This window comes from Bacillus sp. EB106-07-01-XG149, assembly GCF_058791555.1.
On record NZ_JBYTDP010000006.1, the window covers coordinates 190,169 to 212,676 of the forward strand.

The window sequence follows — 22,508 nt, forward strand, 5'->3', positions numbered from 1 at the left end:
TATCTCACTTACTAGAGGTTCCTCCCGCTTTACTATTCTTTATCTTTTTCTACTTCTTTTTTCGCATCTTCTACTACAGATACAACAGGTTTATCGTTTGATAATTGTTGTACTGCTCCTTTTCCAGCAAATCCTTCTAATAACTCTTTTAAATCAATGCCAGAAGAAGCTTTTAATGTTTCTTGCATCGTTGCCATTAAATCAGTCGCATAACCTGCAACTTTTCCGGCACCGCTATTTTTACCACCGCCACCTGTATCGACAACTGTAATTTTATCAATGTTGCTAAGTGGGCTTGCAACTTCCTTCGCATAACTTGGAAGCATGTTAAGAACCATATCCATAATCGCCGCTTGGCCATATAACTCAAATGCCTCTGCAATTTTTTGTTTCGCTTCCGCTTCTGCTAAACCTTTTAATCTGATAACATCTGCTTCCGCTGTACCTTGTGCTTTTTGTACTTCTGCTTTTGCTTGACCTTGCGCTTTTTCGATTTCCGCCTTCGCTAAACCTTCTACACGAACTTCTTCTGCACGTGCTCTTGCTTCCGCTTCAATTTTATATTGATCTGCATCTGCTTTTTTCATTTGTTTTACTTTTTCCGCTTCTGCTGATTGTTCAACAGCATAGCGATCTGCATCTGCCTTTTTCTTTACTTCTGCATCATATTGCTTTTCACGACGCGCAATCTCTTTTTCTTCTAATTCAATTTGCTTTTCACGCTCAATGATTTTAACGCGCATTTGCTCTTCTGTAACACCTTGTTGCGCTTTTGCTTGTTGTAATTCATAGGAAAGATCTGCATCTGCGCGAGCTTGTTCTTGGTCTCTCTTATAAGATTGTACTTTTAACTCTTTATGTTTTTCAGCTTCAGCGATTTGTGCATCACGTTGATACTCAGCTTCTTTCGCTTCTTTCTCAGCACGAGCTTTTTCAATTCGTGCCTCTTTTTCACGCTCTGCATTTGCAACTGTTGCATCACGCTTAACCATCGCAATTTGTGGCTGACCAAGTGCATCTAAGTAACCGTTCTTATCCATGATTTCTTTAATTGTAAAGGAAACGATGCGAAGTCCCATCTTCTTTAAATCTGTAGAAGCTACTTCATGTACCTTTTGAGCGAATTGCTCTCTATTACTATAGGCATCTTCTACTGTCATAGAAGATAAAATAGCACGTAGATGACCTTCTAAAACTTCTTTTGCTTCTATTTTCAACTCTTCTGTTTCTTTTCCTAAATATTGTTCAGCTGCTGTAGAAACTTCTTCAATGGTAGATCCTACTTTAATAATAGAAACACCATTTACTGTAATCGGTACACCTTGTTTCGTATACGTATCACGTGTTCCCACTTCTAATTTGTAGTTTAATAGACTTAAAGGCTCTGCTCTTTGCATAATCGGAACTACGAAAGTACCGCCACCACGAATAATCTTAATCTTCTTTCCATCATCAGTGGTAACTACATTTTTCCCGCCACCAAGCCAGTTTCCAGTAACAATTAATGCTTCATCTGGTCCAACTGTTCGATACTTTGTAATGAATACTAAAATGAGTAGAATTAAAATTGCGAGTAATACTCCACCGATAATTAATGGAATCGTCATGTAAATTCCCCCTTATAATTTTGGTTTCTTTAAAGAATAAGCGATGTTCTGTACAAGCAGAACACCATCTTGGACTCCCTCGATAATAACTTCAGTTCCTTGTGAAATATCTTTCTTTCCAACTGTTTTAGCTAGGATTGCATTGTTTCCAAATTGGGAGGAAATTAATACTTCACCAAACCCTTCTGTAGGAATAGTCGTAATGACCTCTCCCTTACAACCAATAAATTCATCCATACGCTGCACAGTGTTTTGTTCCGCTTCTGCGATCGGCTTTAAAATTAATATTTTCATTATGAAAACACCAATAAAGGATATAGCAAATGCAGACCCGAAAATAAGAATGCTATTAAAGGAAAATAAATATTCTCCTATATAACTAAGTCCACATAACATGGCGAAAAAACTAAGTAATAAAGTAACAACGGATACAGATCCGCCTCCAAAACTAAATATGGATTCAAATATATCTCCAAAAAAGATATAAATAACAGTGAGTATAGTAGCAATAATAAATCCGTATAAATAAATTGTTTCAAGTGGATAACCAAACAAAGCCATTTCTTATCCCCCTCTCTTAAACAATCCCTTTTTTGTTATGTGTATGCCCCACCTCTTTCAAAGATTATAGTTCTTAATTTTCAGTTATTTACCCTTTAAAGAAAAGCCTGTAAGACAGGCCCCTAAAAAAGAACAGGAGAAACCTATTGTGACAGGCTCCTCCTAGTAAATAACCGATATATTATATATCTATATAATATACTATTTTCCACAAAAAGTAAAGTTAAACATACATTGGAAAAGCACCTATTTTACTGATAATTCGTACGTTCCATCGCCATTATCATATTTATATACATACAAATAATACTTACCTGGTTTTGCATTAAATTTTGCCTCTATATGATTTCCATTAGCTTGACCGTAAGCGGCATAATTTTGCATATCTGATTCATGGTGAAGCACCCATGTCATCCCGATTCCATACTCATTTAAAACAGAAATATCGATATTTTTCGTTGATGCTGCATTAAATGTATAAACATCGGTGTGATCTCCGCCAATAAGGCTACCTTTTATAGTAGTGTTTAGCCCGATACGATTTGCTTCCTCTGGACGATTATTTGGTTCTAATTCTGTTAAACTTCCATCTTTAATCGTAACAGTGGTTTCGTTTCTGCTCTCTTTACCTTTATCATCTTTTACTCTTAACGCTACTTTATAAATGCCTTCTCTTTCATATGCATGTATTGGATTAACTTCTGCACTTGTGCTGCCATCTCCAAATTCCCATAAATAAGAAACAATTTTTCCATCTTCATCATTTGAGCCATTACTTTTAAATTGAATTCCTTCTTTTACAAGCCCATTATAAGGTCCATTTATATTAACCGTTGGAGCTTTATTTTCTCCATCATCTTTTGCAATACCGTGGAAGACTACATCATATTCAAATTCATTTGAACTATTCACACGATAATTGACGAAGTATGCTGTAACAGTTTTGTAGCCACTCCATTCTTTTTGCGCCAGTTGTTCTAGTGCTTCATTTACTCGTTTACTCATTTCGTTCCAGTCTTCTGATTCACCTTTTGTTACACTACCTGTAAATGTGCCTTCTAATGTAAATGTATTAAAGAATTGGGAGCTATGTTTTGTCATTTTTGCCTCTTTCATCGGCAACGTATCACTAATTTCTTTCTCTACTGCTGTTAACGATTTTGGTGCATGTTCAGCTAAATAATCATCTGCTACTTCCGGTACATTATATTTATCTTGATTATCAATTAGCTGTTGCATATACTCTTGATACTCTTTATTTAGTTTAGAATCTTTACTTAAATTCTCACGATAGGCATCATAATTTTTCACGTCATTTGCACGAATTAAATCTTGAATTTTATCAAATGTTTCAAATTGATGTGTATATAAATAAGATTGCAATGCGAACGAGTAATTATAGAAATCCCAAGAACCATATTTAGCAAATAATGTGCGCTCTGCTGTATAACGGCTTGCAGGATCAGATGATAATCCACTAATGATGCTCTTTCTCGGTACTACATTATTTGTACGAGTAGATCCTGCGAAAAATTCTGCATTTCCTTCTTGGAACCAAGTTAATCTCTCATTTTGATACATATCTCCTCTTCCAAATAAACCTGGCACTTCAAATCTACCTTGAAGATAATGAGTAAACTCATGACGGAATAACTCTTCTAAGCTATAAATACTTTGTTCTGGCGTACGCTCATATGTAAAGAATGTACCTGTTTCTTCTATATAAATGCCACCGTTGTTTGTTTCATATCCATACAGTTGTCTGTTTAACTGATATTCATCTGGAGTATTATAGATTACTATTGTTAATACGTCGTCTGCATTACCTGGCTCTAATGCTTTGTCATTCCCAATTACACGATGATACTGTGCTTTTACTTCCTTTGCAGCCCAGTATAGTCTCTTAATTTTTTCTTCTGATACTTTATCTCCTGTTTTAAATACGATAGATCCATCGTCGAATGTATACGTTTTTGGTAAGTACTGTTCTTTTCCTTCTTTACGTATCGTCTCTAAATCTACCGTATTACCGCTATAATCTTTTCCGTTATAATTTGTTGTAATTTGTTCCACTGCAACAAAATACGGCTCACTTAAACGCGGATACATATGCATTGCTTGTGTAACAACCTCTAAACCTTTATTTGGATTACTATGAAACTTCCCTAAACGACTAGCAAAATAAATTCCATTATTAACGAGCCACTTATTTTCTGGTGTTACTTCATTTAAAAGAGCAATACGATTTATTTCATTAATAAGTCCATCTATTTTCCCGTACCACATTGTATCTTTTGCTTCTTTACGAGTTTCAAATAAATAAGATTGCATATCATAATCAATACCTTGCATCATATCGTATACAGCTTGTCCTTTCATACGATCTTCTACATACGTATGAAAATTATCATTGTATTGCTTTAAAATATTCGATGCGTATTGAACCGTTTCCACATCACTTGATGCATTACTAATTAATTTACCGTATGCAGATACGACTGCATCTTGCTCATTTGTTCCAAGCTTAAAGTTTGGATTTTTCGCGATTGCTTTTAAAGCAGGTAAACATTTGTCCTGGAAGCTTCTCTCATTTAAATCGCTTAATTCATTATTGTAAAATGCGAGATAAAAAGCTGAACGTAACACTTCCGTAAACGTTTGAATTCCTTTTGAATCATCTTTCGTAAACGTACTACCTCGGTGAGCTAATTCATCTATAATCGCTTGCATTTTCCCTTTGTCTTTATAAAAAGCCTTTGCATCTTCATTGAACTGGAATAAGTCTGTAATTTGATTCCATTTAATACTTCCTAGCGTTTCAACCAATTCTTGATTATTCATTTTGTTTAAATCAGCCATTGAATAGCTTTCTTTCATTTGCTTTACTTCTGAGCTCTTCATAATAGATGCTGGTCGCTGTGAAAAGTCTCCTACTTTTAAACGTTCTTGAAACGATAATGTTTCCTCTGCTTTCGAAATTTGCCCAACTTCATCTACTGGTTTTTCTATTCCAACTGGTTTCGAATGCAATACATTATATGGTACCTTTTCTTCTGCTGATACATTCGTTTGAATTGCTCCTAACGATAACGCCATTGTACTAATACTAAGCATCACTTTATTAATCTTTGATTTCTTGTTCATATCATTGCCCCCTATTTATATATTCCCTTGAAGAATTTAACATAAAATCTAGATACAACAATATAAAATGCAATATTTCATATTATTTCTTCCTACAATTTGTATATATCGTGAACAAATCAACCTTTATCTCCCGCCAATAATCTGCTTTCTTCCATTTCTAATACACTTAGAAGTGCCCAGCAATATCCTTCTCTCATAAAAAAAGACATCATCATATGCATGTTTCTAATGAAACTGCCATGATAATGTCCTCTCGAAAAAGCGGAAATTAGTTATATCTAATAATAAGATTAAACGTTATTTATTTCTTAAATAATCTCTTTCTAAATACGAACATACTTAGGGTGGAAAGAACAAGTGTTATTCCAGAAAGTAAAGTCGATGTGCTAGCTTCACCGCCTGTTGATGGTAAAGATTTCTTGCCTTCCTCTGACTTATTAGTATGTTGTTTATTTAATGTGTCTGCTTTTCTTCCCTCTTTTTCAACAACTTGATTATTCTCTTTTGGCTCTTGATCCAATCCTGTTGCTGATTCTTTTACTTCTTCAACTTCTTTCGTTGGCTTTTTTACTTCTTCTTTTGTTTCTTCAACTTCTTTTACCGGCTCTTTCACTTCTTCTTTTGTTTCTTTAACTTCTTTTACCGGCTCTTTCACTTCTTCTTTTGTTTCTTTAACTTCTTTTACCGGTTCTTTCACTTCTTCTTTTGTTTCTTCAACTTCTTTTACCGGTTCTTTCACTTCTTCTTTTGTTTCTTCAACTTCTTTTGTTGGTTCTTTTACTTCTTCTTTCGCTTCTTCAACTTCTTTTGTTGGTTCTTTTACTTCTTCTTTCGCTTCTTCAACTTCTTTCGTTGGTTCTTTTACTTCTTCTTTTGATTCTTCAACTTCTTTCGTTGGTTCTTTTACTTCTTCTTTCGCTTCTTCAACTTCTTTTGTTGGTTCTTTTACTTCTTCTTTTACTTCTTCAACTTCTTTCGTTGGTTCTTTTACTTCTTCTTTCGGTATTAATTTTTCTACTATATTCTGCATGACAATGCCACTATATAATATGCCAGTCTCATAATGATCTGCATCTAAATCAAATTCATATATTTTTTCTCCTAAAGTATTCCAAATGATTCCCTCATCAGTAAGCGTTCCACCTTCACTCTTTAGTGTAATCTTTTCAATTGGCTCTCCTTCTAAATTATATACAGGAATTGTCACTTCTTTATTTATTTCTGCAGCATCCAAAATGACCTTTTGCCTTCTAACATCAATTGTTCCCCACTGACCTAATTGTATTAACGGCCTTACATCACGAATCTCATTTTCAGCTAATTTTAAACTAAGTAAGTCTAACATTGAGCCAAGAACCGTTACATCTTTAATACGATTATCTGTAAGATTTAACCATTGTAAATTTTTCAATGAAGATAACGGTGTTACATCTTCAATTTGATTATGAGATACATTTACATCGTTCAATTGTTTCAAGTTTGAGATGAACTCAATATTTTTCAGGCCTACTCCTTCTAAAGTGAGGTTTTCTAAGTTCGTCATGTACTCTAAACCGGTTATATCTTTTATCTCTTTTCCTTTTTCTTTAAGTATCTCTAATTTTTTAATCTGTAATAAATCTTCTTTTGTGATAGGAGTGTTTAAATTCTCTCTACCTAAATTCTCTTTATTAATATGTTGTTGTAAAGTTTTATCGAGAATTAAATTTTCACTTTCTTTTTGTTTTTCAACTATATTCTGTACGACCATCCCATTAAACCTTATTTTACTTTCAGCAGGATTCGTATCTAGTTTAAATTCATATATTTTTTCTCCAGGACTATTCCATTTTATAAATCCGTTACTCAGCGTAGCCCCCTCACTTTTCAATTTAATATTTTGAAGTGGCTCTCCTTTAAAATTGTATACTGGAATTTTTATTTCTTCATCTACGCTTGCTTCATCTAAAAAGATTTTTTGTCTTTGAATATCTATTGAAGTTCGCTTACTCAATTCCTCAACAGACTTTATGTCAGAAATTTCATTCGCTCCAAGATTTATCTCATGTAAATTTGTTAAATTACTCAGTGGCGATATATCAGAGATATAATTCTCTTCTAAATTTAATACTTGTATTTTTACTAATTTAGATAATGATGATATATCTTTTATTTCACTATCAGCAATTTCTAGTTCAATAAGATTACTCATTTTACTAATAGGCTCAACATCACTAATTTTATTATTTCCTATCCATAGTAGTTTCACATTCTTTAACTTCTCAATACCCGAAAGATTACTAATTTGATTATTTGCTAAGTATACTTCTTCTAACGATAACACTGTAAATAATGGTGTAAGATCCTTTATATTATTACCAATTAAATCTAATATTTTAATCTTTTTCATTTGACTTAACGGTGTAAGATCTGCAATTTTGTTATCTCTTAAAAAGAGCATGTCAAGATTCTCTAGCTTAGAAACGGGTTGAATGCTTTCAATTGGATTAGAGGATAAATCTAAATATTTCAAATGTCTCAATCCCGAGATAACAGATATGTCTGTTACATTAGACTCTCTTAATGTCAACTTCTCTAAGTTTGTCATATATTCTAAACCAGCTATTTCATTTATCCCCTCACCTGAGTATATGGATAATGTTTTAATTTGTAATAAATCTTCCTTCGTTATAGGTTCATTTATATTTTTTCTCTCTAAATTATATTTATTAATATGCTGTTGTAATTTCTTATCAACTATTACATTTGCACTTTCATCTTGTTGATCCACTTTATCCTCTTTATTTTCCTTTTGCTTTTCTGGAACGTTATTTTCTAAATTTAAAGCATTTACTTCAAACTGCACTTGATATTTATTATCATAGGCCATTGTCGGAATATAAATATGCATTTGCATATTATATCTTTTTCCTAATTCTCCCACTTCAAACTGAATCACTTTCGTTCCATTTTTCTTTTTATCTTCTGATATTACTGTTACATCATGAAACACACCAGGAGTATGAATATCTTCTGTTTTCAAGTATTTGAAGAAATCACTATCACTTAACGTTGCCGTTACAATTTTCTTTCCATTCTCAATCGTTAACTTAGGATTCTTTATATAAACAGTTGCCATAGACTCCTCATTCGTTTTATCTTTATATGCTTTCATAACAGCATCATATGTACCATCTTCTAAAGCATATCCCTTTTTATTAGCCTCAATTGCTACCGCTGCTAAAGCAGGTGTTGAATACGCAGCAAACGGTAGCGCTAAAGCTGCCGCCACTAACATCGCATTTATATGTTTTCTTTTATTTTTTTTCAACTTTACATCTCCTCCGAAATATATAAATCTAAATGTAATCATATCTCGAATAAATGATAATGATTTTCATTATCATTGTCAACTAAAAAAATAAAAAGTTAACAAAAAAATAACCCCTTTTTAAGGGGGTTATGCCATTTTTTCTCCGGATTCTTCTTTAAAAAAGCTCTTCATCGCATGGAATACGTCTGCTTTTTGCTTTAAAATATAATATCTAAAATTCTCATCTTTAATATTTTTATAGGCTGACATGAGGGTACTATGGCGGTTGTACTGGTTCACTTCCCCATATCCAAACATATTACACTTCTTCATTAACTCTTCGACAAGCTTTACACATCTAGCATTATCTGATGTTAAATTATCACCGTCTGAAAAATGGAATGGATAAATATTATAGCGGTCTGGTGAGTATTTATTATCAATTAGCTCGAGTGCTTTTTTGTATACAGAAGAACAGATCGTTCCGCCACTTTCTCCTTTTGAAAAGAACTCTTCCTCTGTAACGACTTTCGCCTCCGTATGATGAGCAATAAACTCAATATCTACCGTTTCATACTTCGTTCGTAGAAATCTTGTCATCCAGAAAAAGAAGCTACGTGCCATATATTTCTCCCATATTCCCATCGATCCACTCGTATCCATCATCGCTAATACAACAGCTTTTGAATCTGGCTTTAATACTTCATTCCAAGTACGGAACTTTAAATCTTCTTGGTGAATCGGATGAAAAGAGGCTTTACCACGCATCGCATTTCGTTTATATGCGGATATCATCGTTCGTTTCTTATCGATATTTCCCCATAATCCAGTCTTTCTAATGTCATTAAATTCAACATGTTCAATCCGGTTTTCATCTATTTCTTTTCTCTTTAAATTAGGCAGCTCTAATTCTTTGAAAAACGCTTGCTCTAATTCTAGAATAGAGACTTCAGCTTCATAATAATCTTCTCCAGCCGCATCCCCTGCTCCTTGCCCTTTTCCTGGTCCTTTTTGCTTTTGACCACCTGATCCATCTCTCGCAACGACATCACCAACTTTGCTGTCACCATTTCCTTGCCCAACGTGTTTGTTTTTATCATAATTGTACCTAATCTTATATTCATCTAAAGAACGAATCGGTATTTTTACAACATCCTTACCATTAGACATAACTATGCTTTCTTCTGTTACAAGATCGGGTAAATTATTCTTAATTGCCTCTTGTACTTTTTCTTGATGGCGTTGTTGGTCGTCATATCCTTTGCGATGGAGGGACCAGTTTTCCTGTGAAATCGTATAATTTGGTTGGTTTTCTTCACCCATTTCTTTCCCTCCTTACTGTAATTGTCTTCCCCTATGAACAGTAAGCTAGAAATTTTGTTTTATACTGTGCAAGCTAGAATGAAAGATAACTGCCCATCGAAATTCATCCCATAAACATATATAACGTTTTTCATATAATACTCCGAGCATCCTAAACAAAATTTTGCCACTCACATACTAGAAAGAAATATTCAGCCGTTGATAAGAAAGAAACACAATGCATAGTTGCACACATTTACACTTTGCAACATATTGTATTGTGTTGGCTTTTTTCGTATGAATGGTTGGTTACTCTATCATATGCATATTGTAAAAATAATTGACAATAAATTCATGAAATTGCATCTTAATTTATTACATTTGGACAAGGTATGACACTTTACACATATAAATGGATAATAAAACGCTGTCCCGCAAAATACAAGAGACAGCGTTTTGTTATCAAACTATCGGTTTAACAGACTACCTACATAGCGTAATAATTCATTCGCAGATGAGGAATTATAGCCGTGCTCATCAATTAAGCGTGCAACAACATCATTGATTTTCTTAAGCTGATTTTCGTCTGGCGTTTTCGTTGATGTTGTAATTTTCACTATATCTTTTAAATCAGCAAATAGTTTTTTCTGAATCGCTTCACGAAGACGCTCATGTGAATTATAATCAAAGCGTTTTCCTTTACGCGCATAAGCAGAAATGCGAATTAAAATTTCTTCACGGAATGCTTTCTTAGCATTTTCTGAAATTCCAATTTGCTCTTCAATTGAGCGCATTAGCTTTTCATCTGGACTCATTTCTTCACCTGTTAATGGATCACGTAATTTCGACTTATTGCAATATGCTTCAACGTTATCTAAGTAATTATCCATAAGTGTCTTCGCTGATTCTTCATATGAATACACGAATGCTTTTTGTACTTCTTTCTTCGCAATTTCATCATATTCTTTTCTCGCTAATGAGATGAAATTCATATAACGCTCTCGATCTTCATTACTAATTGACGGATGCTGATCCAACCCGTCTTTGAGCGATCTAAGTACATCTAATGCGTTAATAGATGGTACCTCTTTTCGAATAATTGTAGAGGAAATTCGATTAATAACATAACGAGGATCAATACCTCTCATACCTTCATCTTGATATTCACGTTGCAGCTCCTCTACATCAATCGCATTATAACCTTCTACCGTTTCTCCATCATATAAACGCATCTTTTTAATTAAATCAATATCCGGACGCTTCGGATCTTTTAAACGCGTTAAAATCGTAAACATTGCTGCAACGCGAAGTGTGTGCGGTGCAATATGCACATTGGATACATCACTTTCACGAATCATTTTTTCATAAATATGTTCTTCTTCACTCACTCGTAAATTGTATGGAACTGGCATTACAATAATTCTTGAGTGCAATGCTTCATTTTTCTTGTTTGCTATGAAGGAACGATACTCCGTTTCATTCGTATGCGCTACAATTAATTCATCTGCTGAAATAAGCGCAAATCTTCCCGCTTTGAAATTCCCTTCTTGCGTAAGCGATAATAAATGCCATAAAAACTTCTCGTCGCATTTTAGCATCTCTTGGAATTCCATCATCCCACGGTTTGCCTTATTCAATTCTCCATCGAAGCGATACGCTCGTGGATCTGATTCTGAACCATATTCTGCGATTGTTGAAAAGTCCAGACTACCTGTTAAATCGGCGATATCTTGTGATTTAGGATCAGACGGGCTAAATGTACCAATCCCTGTACGGCGATCTTCCGAGAAGAAAATACGCTCTACAACTACATCCTCAATTCTTGAACCATATTCTTGCTCTAGACGCATTACGTTTAGTGGCGATAAATTCCCTTCAATTCTAACCCCATACTCACCAAAGAAATCATCCCGTAAATGATGCGGAATTAAATGAAGTGGATCTTCATGCATTGGGCAGCCTTTAATTGCAAAAATTGCTCCTCGATCTGTTCGTGAATATGTTTCTAATCCCCGTTTCAACATCGTAACTAATGTTGATTTCCCTCCACTAACAGGACCCATTAATAATAAAATACGTTTTCTAACATCTAATCGTTTTGCAGATGGATGAAAATATTCCTCCACAAGACGTTCTAAAGCATCCTCTAATCCAAATAGCTGATTACTAAAGAAGTTATACTTTCTTCTACCATCTACTTCTTCGATTCCAGCATCTTTTATCATATTGTAAATGCGAGAGTGTGCTGTTTGAGCCACCCATGGTCTTTCCTTCACAAGCTCTAAATACTCCGCAAACGTACCTTCCCATTGTAACCGTTCTTCTGCTGCTCGATGCTGTTCAATCTTTTTTAGAATATCCATTATAGCTCCTCCCCCATCTCCTTGTTCAATCGGATTATTATAAAAGGTATGCTAGGATGTCCTTAAACATTCTTTAAATCAAAATGAAATATACAGTATTGCTATAAAATTCTCTCCAAAATTCAAAGAAAATTCTGTATAATATAGGTATTAAAGTTTTTACACCTCTATTCATTTTAAATAAATTCTTTTCTTCCAAGAACCTTACATACATTTTGATTCATATTTAAGATTCGTAAACTGAAAAATAGGAGGGATATTAGTATGAAATTATTATTAATTTTAGGTGTATCACTCACATTTCTTACAGCTATTTTCACATCTGGTTACAATGATAAACCCGGTACACATAAAAAGTGATGTGCTTCTTAGCACATCACTTTTTTTATCAATCATTTATAATACACATTTTCCACATCATATTTTGATAAAGGTCGGCTATAATAATAACCTTGCACAAACTTCACATTCTTTTCCTTCAAAAATTGTATTTGTTCCGCTTTTTCTACACCTTCTGCAATTACATTCAATTCCAAAGTATGAGCTAAATGAATAATTGCAGCTGTAATATTCGTATCACGTTCATCCACATGTATACCTTCCATAAAAGAACGATCGATTTTCAACGTATCAATTGGATACGTTTTTAAATAACTTAAAGATGAATATCCCGTTCCAAAATCATCTAAATGAATCTTTAAATTTTGTTCTTTTAATTGTAGCAATACTCTTTTTGATATGTCTTTATGCATAAGGGCCCCTTCTGTAACCTCTATCGCTAATAGATGAGCTGGTACATTGTACTTATGTAAAGCCCGTGTAATCATCTCTATTAATGTAATCGAGCGAAAGTGCCTGGCTGAAATATTAACTGCAATCGGGACAACTTCATATCCTTTATTTAACCATTCACGTATTTGCCGACACACTTCATTTACTACCCATTCATCAAGCTTAATAATAAATCCTGTTCTTTCTGCTAGCGGAATAAATTGATTGGGAGAGACAAATCCCAATTCTTTATGCTCCCACCTTATTAAAGCTTCCATACTCGCTATTTTTTTCGTTTCAATATTCATTTGTGGCTGATAATACAAGCAGAATTCATTTTTTTCTATAGCACGATGCAATTGGTTTTCTATTATAAATCTTTGTTCACGCTCACAATCTAATCCACTGCAATAAAACTGATAATGCCCTTTTCCTTTTTCTTTTGCTTTTTCCAAAGCAGCATCAACTCTTTGGAATAATATTTTTTCATCCTCTCCATCTGTTGGAGCCATTACAATTCCGATTGACGCACTTAAATAGACGTCCTCTTCTTCGATTACAAAATGTTCACTAATCTTTTTTAGTATTCTTTTTGCAACTATCTCTACACGTTCTTTCGTTATATTTTCTATTAACATAACAAATTGATCATCGTGTTCTCTAAATAAGTGCATACCGTCTATTTGAAAACTGCTTAAACATTCTGTAACTTTTTGTAATACTTTATCTCCTTCTTTATGACCAAAAGTATCATTAATAAGGTGAAATTCATCTAAATCTATAAAAACAAGCGCAAACTCTGTATTATCATTTAAAAAAACATTTAACTTATTTGCACATGAAATTCTATTCATTAATCCTGTTAATTGGTCATAATAAGCTAAATATTCTGTTCGCATTTCATTCAATACTTGTCTTGTAACATCCCTCGTAACAATATATAACCCAACAATTTCGGCGTTCACAATAATCGGAATAGTTCTCAAAGAAATATAGAGCTCGTACCCTTCTTTATGAACATATTTCTTTGAAACAATTTGTTTTGCCCTTCCTTGCAGGACTCCTTTAAATATAATTTGAAAATCTTTTTCATATTCTTTATTAATAAATTCAAAAATAAATTTATTATGTAATTCTTCATATTGATATCCAAATATTTCATACGTTGCTGGATTTGCATATGTAATTCTACCTATAGAATCCATAGATATAATGGAGTCATTATTATATTCTAATAACGACTTAAACAACATTTGTTTTTCCTCTATCTCTGCCTTTTCCTCAATCTGAGCTGTGATATCCCTCGTAATACAAATAATAAACTGACATACTCCTTCTTCGTCGAATACAGGATTAAGTGAAGATTCATAATGTAACTCACCCTTTGGTAAACTAACTACATCACAAAAGGTATGTGCTTTCGCTTCGCTCGCTACTTTTGCATATTGCACTTGCAATATTTCCGCCGTATCTTCTGATAATACTTCAGCAAACGTTTTTCCATAACATTCTGCGCCTAGCTTCGCATAATCCATACCTATCTTATTTACATAAATATATTTAAAGGTTTCCTCATCCATAACTTTCACAATAAATACTAAATCTTGAATGGCATGTAATAGTCCTCTTCTTATTAAATCCATATCTATCATACTTAAAAAGGTATTTTGATTATTATATTGTTCCTTCATATTTATCTCAACCCGTCTAATCTATTTTTATTCATATATCCCATTCTATATGAATATGTACCCTTTTTTAAATGTATGATTACATATTATTTTTATTTTTAGAAAAAAAAGTCGCCATATGGCGACTTTTAATAAACAATTTCTAAATCTAATCCCGGATAATTTTGTTGACGGAATGCTTCATAAATTAAAATAGCTGCTGTATTAGATAAATTTAATGAGCGCACTTTATCAGTCATTGGAATACGTAAACAATGATCGAAATTTTCTTCGATTACATTAGCTGGTAAGCCGTTTGTTTCTCTTCCAAATACAAAATAGTAATCCTTCTCACGTTTGCTATAATCAAATGCTGTATGAGCTTTCTCGCCATACTTTGTTAAATAGAAGAATTCACCGTCTTTATTTTTCTCATAAAATTCTTCAATTGAATCATAATACGTAACTTTCACGTGCTGCCAATAATCTAATCCTGCACGCTTTAACATTTTATCATCCGTTGAAAATCCAAGCGGTCTAATCAAATGTAATTCTGTTCCAGTTGCTGCACAAGTACGAGCAATATTCCCTGTATTTGCTGGAATTTCTGGTTGATATAAAACAACATGTACTCCCACGCGATATTCACCTCTGTTTTTTGTCTACTACGTATTATACCACTTGAGCGAAAAATCTCTACCCATTAATAATATGAAAGAATTTATATTTCATTTGTGGTGTATATTTACTAGAATCTTCATAGTTCCAATAACGCCGACGGCTATTCGCTGAATGTGCATTCACAAGTGGCATACCATCTGCGTCTTTGGCTACTACAATCGTCGTATGATTCCACCTACCATCATCCTCGAAATCATAAGCAATGACATCACCAAGAATAAGGTCCTCTGGTCTTTCTACTGCTTCTGCTCGAAGCCCAGTTGTAGCACCTGACAAATACCAATAAAAAGAGTGTGCGACAGCCCAGCTCCAACTCCACTGATTCTCCCTTTGCCACCATCCTTTACGAATATTAGGGTATCCATTCATTGGTACTTCTCCAGTATGAAGACATTGAGAAATAAAATTCGTACAATTATCAGGGAAATTACGATATACAGGGTTTCTATCATCCCACCAACGCTCTGCATATTTAACTGCCTCTAAACGGTTATACTGATAAGAACCATACTTCTCTTTTGTAACTTCTCTTTCTAACGTCTCACTCATTCCAACTGCTTCTGGTACTTCAATAGCATAATCACCTATTACCCGGCTATTATTTAAACAAACTCTTCGCTTTAGTTGTTCCTCTTCGATATAAAATAATTCTTTATGCTTAATTAAATATTTAAAATGTATTTGATAATCAATTTCTTGATGATTGCTATTATTTAATTGTCTCATGAAAGAAACATCCGCAGTTGCTTTCACTATATCTGCATTACGCTTTTGAAACAATTGTTTCTTTCTCTGTGCTATTTGTAATAAATCTTCAGCAATACCATCTACATTTGTTCGTTTCTCTGTTACATATGCTAAAAATTGTTGTACTTGCTTTTCAATATTTATTTTTACAACCATTTCGTCTCCCTCCCATATTACAATATGAAAAAGGGAGATATTATCTACTCTTTTTTCTGAGCTAACAATTCAAGTCCGCGATTCATTTCATGAAGAACCTCTTCATCTTTCTCACGTTGCATCGCTTTTTCAATAGCTTCGCCCACGCCATCTCCACCAATTTTCCCAAGTGCCCATGCTGCTGTTCCGCGAAGTACTGGTCTTGGATCGTCTTTCATAACACCAATTAAATCAGGAATTGCTGATGCCTCTTTAAAATGCGCAAGTGCCAAAATTGCATTTCGTTGCAACGGCTTTTTACCTCTCCATGAACCAGACATAATTCCATATTTCTCTTTAAAATCACGATTACTAATTGTTAAAAGTGGTGTTAATAAAGGCTTAACTAACTCAGGATCTGGTTCCATCTCAGGGTGGTTATGAAAATCCATTCCTTTATTTTTCGGACAAACAGTCTGACATGTATCACATCCATAAATACGATTACCTATTTTTTCGCGATATTCTTCCGGTAGGAACCCTTTCGTCTGTGTTAAAAATGCAATACATTTCTTCGAGTCTAACTGTCCTCCTTGTATTAAAGCACCTGTAGGACAAACATCAATACATTTTGTACAACTTCCACATTGATCTTCTATCGGCTGATCTGGTGGGAAGGGAACGTTTGTAATTATTTCTCCTAAATATACATACGAACCAAATTCAGGTGTAATAATAGCGCAATTCTTACCACTCCATCCAATACCCGCACGCTCCGAAACAGCTCGATCACTTAATTCACCTGTATCAACCATTGACTTAACTTCTATATCGGGAAGCTTTTCGATTAAATATGCTTCTAATTTTTGCAAACGATCTCGTAAAACAAGATGATAATCTTGTCCCCAAGAGGCACGACAAAAAATACCGCGGCGTTCTCCGCGCTTACTTAATGGTGCATTTTTTAATTTTGAAGGATACGCTAATGCAATCGCAATAATTGATTTTGCACCAGGTAGTAGAAGCTGTGGGTTCGTTCTTTTTTCTATATCAGACTCTTCAAATCCCGATTGATAATTTAATTGTTGTTGCTGGATTAACCTCTGCTTTAATTCCTCAAATGGTGAAGCACTAGCAAAGCCTATTTTATCTATACCAATTGTTTTACTATACGTAATGACATCTTGCTTTAATTGTTCAAAATCCATTCTTAATCGCCTCCTCAGATGAATCCATCCCTTATGTAACGACTATATTGGTTAGCAATTCACTTTTGGAATACTATTCTTTACTTCTATTTTCGCATACAATTATATTTTTCAAACATTAAAAAACGCAATGCCTCGTTTATCTTAGAAACGAAACACTGCGTTGATCACAATTTATAGAAAAACATTTAATAAAATTTGGAGCGGGTGAAGAGAATCGAACTCTCGACCAGAGCTTGGAAGGCTCTTGTTTTACCACTAAACTACACCCGCAAATATGAAAAAAATATAAGATATTAGAATAACTTATGTAAAGTAGTATAGCATGTAAAAAAAACGGAAGCAAGAATTTTATCGAAAAAAGTCGAAAAAGTGATGAGATACTCATCACTTTTTCAATTCTTTATCAATCGCCTTCTTCATACTATCGAAATCAGGGTTTGCAAGATTTCCGTTTATATATACTGAAGGAGCACCTTGAACTTTTAATTTTTGAGCACGATCTGAATCTTTACGTACTTTTTCTTTTATTTCTTTACTGTGTAAATCTTTCTTAAATTGTTCTACATCAACTTTCGGAAGCTTCTCTTTCACAATGTTAAGAAGTAATTCTTCTGTAATCCATTCTTCCGTGTCTTTCTTTTGACTTTGATAAATTTCATCATAGAAAATCCAGAATGAATCTTGATCTTGTTTATAAATTGCTTCACCAGCTGCTGCACCTAAATCAGAGTCTTTTCCGATAAATGGGAAGTTAATAAAGTATAACTGCACTTTACCTTTATCAATATACTCTTCTTTTAATCGTGGTAATACTGTTACATCCCAAGTACGACACGCAGGACATTTGAAGTCTCCAAATTCAACTACCTTAACTGGTGCATCATCTTTCCCTAAAGATTGTTGTGTGGAATAAGCAAACATCTCATTCCCTTTATCTTTTTTGTCATTTATGATGCTATACGCAATTGTTCCGATTACAATTAATACTGCGATAGAAAAAACTACACCAAGAGCCATGAGTTTATTTGATTTCATATACATTCCTCTTTAAATTCATATTCTGTATACAGCATTGTACACAATACACATAATATCAACACTTATATACGTCACGCAATGAACACGCTCACATAAATTACAAAAATACAATAATTGTGACGATATTGTGTCACAATTTGTCACAATTTATTCAAAAAAAAGAAGCTCCTATGTAGGAGCTTCCTTTAGCTTACTGCTTTTTCGCGCGCATTATTTAACATCGACTGCTCTGTTTTTATATCATGACGAATTACTAATTTCTCACTAACTGCTTGCACATACTCATCATGATTGATATAGCCTTCCTTCTCCATCAATCTCAAAACGACATTTCGTCTCTCTACGGCCTTATCATAATTTTGTGCAGGTGAGTAATAAGCAGGTGCTTTTACTACAGCAGCCATCATTGCACTTTCAGCCAGCGTTAATTGGTCCACCTTTTTACCGAAGTAAAGGTTTGCCGCTTTTTCAATTCCCCATGCTCCTTCTCCGTAATAAATATTACTTACATACAATTTTAAAATTTCATCCTTCGTAAATGTACGTTCAATTTTTTTCGTATAGAAAATCTCTTTCCACTTACGAGAAAATGTACGTTCATTCGTTAAAAAAGCATTTTTGGATAACTGCTGTGTAATTGTGCTTCCGCCTTGCACAACACCACCAGCCTTTATATTCTCAACAGACGCTCTGACAATCGCTATATAATCTAAACCATTATGATGATAAAACCTTTTATCTTCTGTCGCAATAAATGCATGTGTTAATGATTCTGGCACCTCTAACTTAGCCGGTACATGTAATTTACTAATATCACTTTGCTCGATCATTACATTTCCAACGAATAATAATGTACAACTTAACAATAATAATAAAATAATGGCTTTATAAAAGAATTTAGTCATTGGATTTAATGCAACTTTTTGATGATAGTTCACCCTAGATAATACTCGTTCTTTCATCTTGAACACCTCTTTTCCACACAGCATATAACTCTTACTTTAAGAATACCTTGTTGTAAAAAAACATCCCATCGATTTCTCTTACACGTACCTTACATCATTGTAAGGTATAAAAAAGTATTGTATCACAGTCTTTTTTTATCTACTATTCATCTGAAATATTGAATATAGATTATGCTAAACCAATAGCAGAGTATACCTTAAGCCTATACTTCCCTATTAAAACACCCTATTTTCATTATATCATCTACAAATATATATATTTGTAAGTATCTAGTAATCTAAATGTATACAATATATCATATATTATACAGAACAAACGTTCTAAAAATCAACACTAGCACTATTATTATTTTGACCTTTTTCTTAAACAGTATACAAAAAAGAGTAGTGATTTGATTGTATCTCAAACCGGCTACTCTTTTCTTTACAATCTACCTATTAAATTATACGGCTGCACTTCCCACGTTTCGTACGGAATACAATGTGTTGCTCTCATCGCATCAAGCGTTCTGGATTTCATATGAGGACGCGTTAAGTACTCATCTATGTTCTCTTCATCTAAAGCAACAAATTTAGCCTCTTGTATTTCTTCAGGTTGAATTTTTATTTCACCACTCACATATGCGACTTTAAAAACAACAGATAAAATATGCATAGAAGCATTATAGTAAACACCTGTAACTCCGATAGGCTTCACCGTTAAACCCGTTTCCTCAAACATTTCCCTACAAACAGCTTGATCGAGCGCTTCTCCTTCTTCCACCTGTCCTCCTGGCAACTCCCACGTATCCGATCGCCAATGTACTTTAGCCAATAACACTTCGTCTTTTTCATTTGTTAAATAACCTGCTACAGCAACGATATGTTTTGGTGTTTTATGTTCCATATTAAGCCTCCTAGCAATAATGAATATTTCACATATCCCTATAAGCATATTCCCTGTCTACAACAAAATACCTTTACTAATTCATCCTCTTAATTAACTTCATGAAAAAAAGCCCCTATCCGTTAAATGAACAGGGGCTTCTATCGTATTATTCTCCTAAGTCTACGTTGTGGTAAACTTGTTGCACATCTTCTAGATCTTCTAATGCATCAACCATTTTTTCAAATTGTACTTGAGCATCTTCAGGAAGTTCTACATCACTTTGTGCAAGCATTGTTAATTCTGCAACTGTGAATTCTTCAACACCAGCATCTTTAAGTGCAGATTGTACGGAATGGAATTGATCAGGTTCAGCATACACGATAACAGAATCTTCTTCTTCTAGAATGTCACGTGCATCAACATCTGCTTCCATTAAAATTTCAAGAACTTCATCTGATGTTTTACCTTCAAGACCGATAACAGCTGTCGCATCAAACATGTAAGCTACAGAACCGTTTACACCCATGTTACCACTGTTTTTGCTAAATGCAGCTCGTACATCTGCTGCAGTACGGTTTACGTTATTTGTAAGTGTATCTACAATTACCATAGATCCGTTTGGTCCGAATCCTTCATAACGAAGCTCGTCATAATTTTCTTCTGAACCGCCTTTTGCCTTTTCAACTGCACGATCAATAATTGTTCTTGGTACGTTGTATGTTTTCGCACGTTCTAATACAACTCTAAGCGCTTGGTTTGATTCTGGATCTGGCTCGCCTTGTTTTGCTGCCACATAAATTTCACGTCCAAATTTCGCGTATATACGGCTTGTATTTGCATCTTTTGATGCTTTTTTTTCTTTAATATTATTCCATTTACGACCCATACTTTCCACTCTCTTTCCCGTTTTAAATCTACATAAAAATATTAATATAAAATATAACGTGTATTCAACACATTTTTAAAAGAAATATAAAAAGTTCATTTTTGATTCATATTACAGACATAATATAAATTACTATCATTTTTTTCTATCCGCAAGTTATATTATACATGAATTCCTACATTTATCACGAATTTTAGAATTACATAACATAATTTAACAAAAGAGACTCTAACATTTCTGTTAGAGTCTTTTTACATCGCCGATTCCCATAATATTTCCTTAATTACTTTCTATTGCTGTATAATTAAAATAGGAAAAAATTTGAAGGAAAGATAGGGGAGAGTAATTATGACACATTCAAATGAGAAAAAAGCACATGGTCTTAAAGGGATAGGAGAAAAGCTAAACCCAACTATCTATCAAGTGAGATTCATGAAATTAGATGAACCAATTCACTTTGAGTCGTTTCCTGAATTAAAGGAATTAGGGGACTGGTTGAGTACTTCAACGCAAATGTGGTCGTGCCACTCAACTATGTACAAGTACAACAGAGAAGAATTTGAAAAGAAGTTTTTAGAAATTACGAAATTAACAGCTGATCATGTGCTAATATCTACTGGTGGTGTCGGATTTAACTTCATGTCACCAGGATGGGGAGATTCTCTATAAAATGGAACTAAAAGGATAAAAATGAATATTCGTTTTTATCCTTTTAGTGTTTCGCAGTTTACTCCAACTGAAGTGTATCGTATGGGCTTTGATAGAGAAAAATTTTTAAAAGTAAATAAGGTGGATCGATTTTTAACGTTCAGTCGTTCAAGCAAACGTTTTATTTTATTGTATGGGTCTTAAATTTCGAAGTTGGCAATCAGTATAGAATATTTTCATTCAGCTTCCGATTATAATATTCTACGTTTACTCACCGCACATTTTTTATGCTTATTTTATCGCGCGAAGAAAACACAAAAAAACTCTATACAATTAGTATAGAGTTTTTTTTACGCCGTTCGTGATACCGATGGTCGGGGTCGAACCGACACTCCCGAAGGAACACGATTTTGAGTCGTGCGCGTCTGCCAATTCCGCCACATCGGCACAAAAGAAAGGCGGCAACCGGATTTGAACCGGTGGTAAAGGTTTTGCAGACCTCTGCCTTACCACTTGGCTATGCCGCCATGTTAAATTTTATTGGAGCGGAAGACGGGATTCGAACCCGCGACCCCAACCTTGGCAAGGTTGTATTCTACCACTGAACTACTTCCGC

15 protein-coding genes and 4 tRNA genes are annotated in these 22,508 nt (G+C 34.0%); 1 reads left to right on the plus strand and 18 read right to left on the minus strand.

Translation table 11 applies throughout. The annotated features are described in order from the left end of the window. Positions 1 to 32: 32 nt before the first annotated feature. From floT to AC3WTA_RS22970, 15 genes are all read right to left on the minus strand, one after another. Complete coding sequence (gene floT, locus AC3WTA_RS22900; RefSeq protein WP_000154996.1) at positions 33 to 1,607, minus strand: flotillin lipid rafts scaffold protein FloT; 1,575 nt, start codon at positions 1,605 to 1,607, stop codon at positions 33 to 35. A 12-nt stretch (positions 1,608 to 1,619) separates the two neighbouring features. Then, positions 1,620 to 2,168: an NfeD family protein gene (locus tag AC3WTA_RS22905; protein WP_001173145.1), complete on the minus strand. Its 549-nt coding sequence runs from the start codon at positions 2,166 to 2,168 to the stop codon at positions 1,620 to 1,622. Between the two features lie 246 nt (positions 2,169 to 2,414). After that, on the minus strand, positions 2,415 to 5,312 hold the full coding sequence (gene colA / locus AC3WTA_RS22910; RefSeq protein ID WP_070169387.1) for a collagenase ColA: 2,898 nt from the start codon (positions 5,310 to 5,312) through the stop codon (positions 2,415 to 2,417). Between the two features lie 304 nt (positions 5,313 to 5,616). Continuing rightward, the gene (locus tag AC3WTA_RS22915) at positions 5,617 to 8,625 is read right to left on the minus strand and encodes a leucine-rich repeat domain-containing protein (RefSeq protein WP_070169386.1); all 3,009 of its coding nucleotides are present in this window, start codon (positions 8,623 to 8,625) and stop codon (positions 5,617 to 5,619) included. 129 nt (positions 8,626 to 8,754) lie between these two features. Further along, a complete protein-coding gene (yhbH, locus tag AC3WTA_RS22920; protein ID WP_000503502.1) occupies positions 8,755 to 9,930 on the minus strand; it encodes a sporulation protein YhbH in 1,176 nt (391 codons plus the stop codon). 446 nt (positions 9,931 to 10,376) lie between these two features. Next, the gene (locus AC3WTA_RS22925) at positions 10,377 to 12,272 is read right to left on the minus strand and encodes a PrkA family serine protein kinase (RefSeq protein ID WP_000353275.1); all 1,896 of its coding nucleotides are present in this window, start codon (positions 12,270 to 12,272) and stop codon (positions 10,377 to 10,379) included. 392 nt (positions 12,273 to 12,664) lie between these two features. Then, complete coding sequence (locus AC3WTA_RS22930; protein WP_070169385.1) at positions 12,665 to 14,734, minus strand: sensor domain-containing protein; 2,070 nt, start codon at positions 14,732 to 14,734, stop codon at positions 12,665 to 12,667. A 128-nt stretch (positions 14,735 to 14,862) separates the two neighbouring features. Beyond that, positions 14,863 to 15,351 carry a tRNA (uridine(34)/cytosine(34)/5-carboxymethylaminomethyluridine(34)-2'-O)-methyltransferase TrmL gene (gene trmL, locus AC3WTA_RS22935; RefSeq protein ID WP_000538149.1) on the minus strand — a complete coding sequence of 163 codons (489 nt, stop codon included), beginning with the start codon at positions 15,349 to 15,351 and terminating at the stop codon, positions 14,863 to 14,865. A 58-nt stretch (positions 15,352 to 15,409) separates the two neighbouring features. Then, a complete protein-coding gene (locus AC3WTA_RS22940) occupies positions 15,410 to 16,297 on the minus strand; it encodes an amidase domain-containing protein (protein ID WP_000260554.1) in 888 nt (295 codons plus the stop codon). A gap of 44 nt (positions 16,298 to 16,341) precedes the next feature. Next, positions 16,342 to 17,484 (minus strand): tRNA epoxyqueuosine(34) reductase QueG, encoded by a 1,143-nt coding sequence (gene queG / locus AC3WTA_RS22945; RefSeq protein ID WP_000345232.1) that lies wholly within the window; start codon positions 17,482 to 17,484, stop codon positions 16,342 to 16,344. A 199-nt stretch (positions 17,485 to 17,683) separates the two neighbouring features. Continuing rightward, positions 17,684 to 17,757: transfer RNA gene (locus tag AC3WTA_RS22950), tRNA-Gly, on the minus strand. 114 nt (positions 17,758 to 17,871) lie between these two features. Beyond that, positions 17,872 to 18,522, minus strand: coding sequence for a DsbA family protein (locus AC3WTA_RS22955; RefSeq protein WP_000841323.1), 651 nt, complete (start codon positions 18,520 to 18,522; stop codon positions 17,872 to 17,874). Between the two features lie 188 nt (positions 18,523 to 18,710). Next, complete coding sequence (locus tag AC3WTA_RS22960; protein ID WP_000664702.1) at positions 18,711 to 19,487, minus strand: transglycosylase domain-containing protein; 777 nt, start codon at positions 19,485 to 19,487, stop codon at positions 18,711 to 18,713. Positions 19,488 to 19,914: 427 nt separating this feature from the next. Next, positions 19,915 to 20,376: an NUDIX hydrolase gene (locus tag AC3WTA_RS22965; protein WP_000400449.1), complete on the minus strand. Its 462-nt coding sequence runs from the start codon at positions 20,374 to 20,376 to the stop codon at positions 19,915 to 19,917. A gap of 148 nt (positions 20,377 to 20,524) precedes the next feature. Then, complete coding sequence (locus AC3WTA_RS22970; RefSeq protein ID WP_000532975.1) at positions 20,525 to 21,244, minus strand: YebC/PmpR family DNA-binding transcriptional regulator; 720 nt, start codon at positions 21,242 to 21,244, stop codon at positions 20,525 to 20,527. A gap of 348 nt (positions 21,245 to 21,592) precedes the next feature. Between AC3WTA_RS22970 and AC3WTA_RS22975 the strand changes: the two genes are divergently transcribed. Then, positions 21,593 to 21,913 carry a DUF3884 family protein gene (locus AC3WTA_RS22975; RefSeq protein WP_000149808.1) on the plus strand — a complete coding sequence of 107 codons (321 nt, stop codon included), beginning with the start codon at positions 21,593 to 21,595 and terminating at the stop codon, positions 21,911 to 21,913. A 344-nt stretch (positions 21,914 to 22,257) separates the two neighbouring features. Here AC3WTA_RS22975 and AC3WTA_RS22980 read toward each other — a convergent pair. The 3 genes from AC3WTA_RS22980 to AC3WTA_RS22990 all read right to left on the minus strand — a co-directional run bounded on the left by AC3WTA_RS22980 (position 22,258) and on the right by AC3WTA_RS22990 (position 22,508). Continuing rightward, positions 22,258 to 22,339 (minus strand) — tRNA-Leu (locus AC3WTA_RS22980). A gap of 9 nt (positions 22,340 to 22,348) precedes the next feature. Beyond that, a tRNA-Cys gene (locus tag AC3WTA_RS22985) sits at positions 22,349 to 22,419 on the minus strand. 14 nt (positions 22,420 to 22,433) lie between these two features. Beyond that, a tRNA-Gly gene (locus AC3WTA_RS22990) sits at positions 22,434 to 22,508 on the minus strand.